The organism is Ruegeria sp. CDSC081 (assembly GCF_059610485.1).
Genome location: NZ_JBXWNS010000020.1, coordinates 1 through 2,699 on the forward strand (window position 1 = coordinate 1; position 2,699 = coordinate 2,699).

At 55.9% G+C, this 2,699-nt stretch carries 3 protein-coding genes; 2 read left to right on the forward strand and 1 reads right to left on the reverse strand.

From position 1 onward, the window contains the following. The first annotated feature begins 95 nt into the window (after positions 1 to 95). Both AC2FH9_RS19850 and AC2FH9_RS19855 read left to right on the forward strand, forming a co-directional pair. A complete protein-coding gene (locus tag AC2FH9_RS19850; RefSeq protein ID WP_496872720.1) occupies positions 96 to 1,073 on the forward strand; it encodes an HpcH/HpaI aldolase/citrate lyase family protein in 978 nt (325 codons plus the stop codon). A 25-nt stretch (positions 1,074 to 1,098) separates the two neighbouring features. Continuing rightward, a complete protein-coding gene (locus AC2FH9_RS19855) occupies positions 1,099 to 2,364 on the forward strand; it encodes a glycerate kinase type-2 family protein (protein ID WP_496872722.1) in 1,266 nt (421 codons plus the stop codon). A 132-nt stretch (positions 2,365 to 2,496) separates the two neighbouring features. Here the strand turns inward: AC2FH9_RS19855 and AC2FH9_RS19860 are convergent. Next, the coding region (locus tag AC2FH9_RS19860; protein ID WP_496872724.1) for a hypothetical protein at positions 2,497 to 2,699 on the reverse strand (203 nt) is incomplete at its 5' end.

Below are 2,699 nucleotides of genomic sequence, written 5' to 3' on the forward strand. Positions count from 1 at the left end.
ACGGTGAGGTCGAGGCCAAAGTCAAAGCCGAAGTCGCAAACCTCTGCGCCAGATTCCCTATCTATCCAAACCTGTAAACTGAAGGACACCAACCCATGAGCTTTCATTCCATCGAACAGGCTCCTGCCCGCCTAAACCGTAGCGAACTCGCCGTACCTGGCAGCCAACCCGGAATGTTCGAAAAGGCCGCACAATCGGACGTGGATGTCATCTTCCTTGATCTGGAGGACGCCGTCGCGCCGGACGAGAAAGAACAAGCCCGCAAAAACATCATTGAGGCTCTGAACGACATCGACTGGGGCAGCAAGACCATGTCGGTACGCATCAACGGGCTCGACACGCATTACATGTACCGCGACGTGGTGGATGTGGTTGAACAGGCTGGCGAGCGACTTGATCTGATCATGATCCCCAAAGTCGGCACCGCGGCAGATGTCTATGCCGTCGACATGATGGTCACGCAAATCGAGGATGCAAAGGGGCACAAAAAACGCATCGGATTCGAGCATATCATCGAAACTGCGTTAGGGATGCAGAACGTCAGTGAGATCGCGGCGGCGTCGAAACGTAACGAAAGCCTGCATTTCGGCGTAGCCGACTATGCCGCCTCGACCCGCGCACGGACGACTATTATCGGCGGTGTTAACCCGGATTATTCCGTTCTGACTGACGCGGATACGGACGGAGGACGCCTGACCCATTGGGGAGATATGTGGCACTATGCGCTTGCCCGTATGGTTGTAGCTGCCCGCGCCAATGGTTTGCGCCCGATCGACGGCCCATTTGGAGACTTCCAAGACCCGGACGGCTACAAAGCCGCCGCAAAGCGCGCGGCAGTTTTAGGCTGCGAGGGCAAATGGGCCATCCATCCCAGCCAGATTTCACTGGCAAACGATGTTATGTCGCCGGGCGACGCCGAAGTCACCAAGGCACAACGCATTCTCGAAGCAATGGCCGAAGCCGAAGCAGCGGGAAAGGGAGCGGTTTCGTTGGATGGCCGCCTGATCGACTATGCTTCGATCCGTCAAGCTGAAGTTATGGTTGAGAAGGCCCGTCAAATCGCAGCAGCATGATCGCCTCATGACTTTACAATCGTCCATGTCTCAACGCGATTGTGCCGCCAACATATTTGCCGAAGCCATAGCCGCGGCAGATCCGGCGGTATCCCTGAGCAGACGACTGCAATCAGCCCCATTGTCTGCGCCCAAACAGGGTGGGCGCAGCATCCTGATCGCGATTGGTAAAGCCGCTCCAGCCATGATGGCGGAAGCCTTGCAAAACGTTCAGGGTGATCATGTCGCTCTGGCCGTGACCCATTCCGAAAACCAAGCGGTCGTACCCGGTGCAACTGTGTTGAACAGTGCACACCCCGTTCCGGACGAACGGGGCCTCAAAGCCGGTCGGCAGATCATTGATCTGCTCAGCACAGCACGCGAGCAAGATCAGATCATAGCGCTGATCTCTGGCGGGGGATCGGCCCTGGTTCCGGCACCTGTGGACGGATTGTTCCTATCGGATAAGATTGTGGTCAACGAGCTCTTGTTGTCTTCCGGATTGGACATCGTGCACATGAACCTGGTGCGCCAGCATCTGAGCCAGCTCAAGGGCGGAGGGTTTCTGCGGCACGGTTCACCTGCACCGGTCACAGCCTATATTCTGTCGGATGTGATCGGAGATGACCTGCGTGCCGTTGCCAGCGGCCCCACTTCTCCACCCATCGGAACCCAAGCCGATGCCCGCAGGATCTGCATTGGGGCTGGCATCTGGAAGCGTCTGCCCCAATCCGTGCGGGACCATCTAGAACACAGCGTTCCTGAACAGACGATAGCAGTTGAAGCGACAAATCATCTGATCGGGTCGAACACGATAAGCCTTGAGGCTGCGCATCGCTGTGCGGCGCAGTTTTGTCGGGCTGAAATTGCATCCAAAGCACTGACAGGAGACGTGTCCGACGCTGCACGTCAGATTCTGCAAGCGGCCCGTTCTGTGGCTTCCGACCGCCCGATCGCTCTGCTTTTCGGAGGGGAGACAACCGTCCGGCTGCGGGGTACGGGTCTTGGTGGGCGCAATCAGGAACTAGCGCTGCGCGTCGCCCAACTGGCGCAAGGGGAAGCTATTCCCGGCAACTGGATCTTCCTCAGCGGTGGAACAGATGGCCGTGATGGTCCGACCCCCGCAGCGGGTGCGATTGTGGATGTGGGAACATTCGATCGTATCCGCGATGCGGGGCAAAATCCGTCCACGCTGTTAGCAAACAACGACAGTCACCGGGCATTGGGACTATCGGGTGATCTTCTGATGACTGGTGCGACCGGAACCAATGTTGCAGATATCCAAGTATTGCTGCTTGGGCCTGATGCTTGAGCGCGCGCTAAACTTGACGGGCATCAAGGTTGATATAGCGTCAGAGATGTCGAATTGGAGAGTAATGCCTGAATCCGTCGAGAAAGGTCCGATTCATGCGATAGTCTGATTTCAAAGCCATAAAAGAGGCGTTTATTCCATTGTCACAGGCGATGTTTTAGGCTCTGACGGAGGGATATAGGCATTATTTTTTGCGGGATGTTTGGCGTTGATCGGCGTGTAAGTATTTGTAATTTTCGTTCTAAAGTTGTTTTTTGGAGTAGGATTTGAACCTTTGGCCTTCAGGTTATGAGCCTGACGAGGTGAAGACGTTAAGCAATTGATCCAGTGGATCA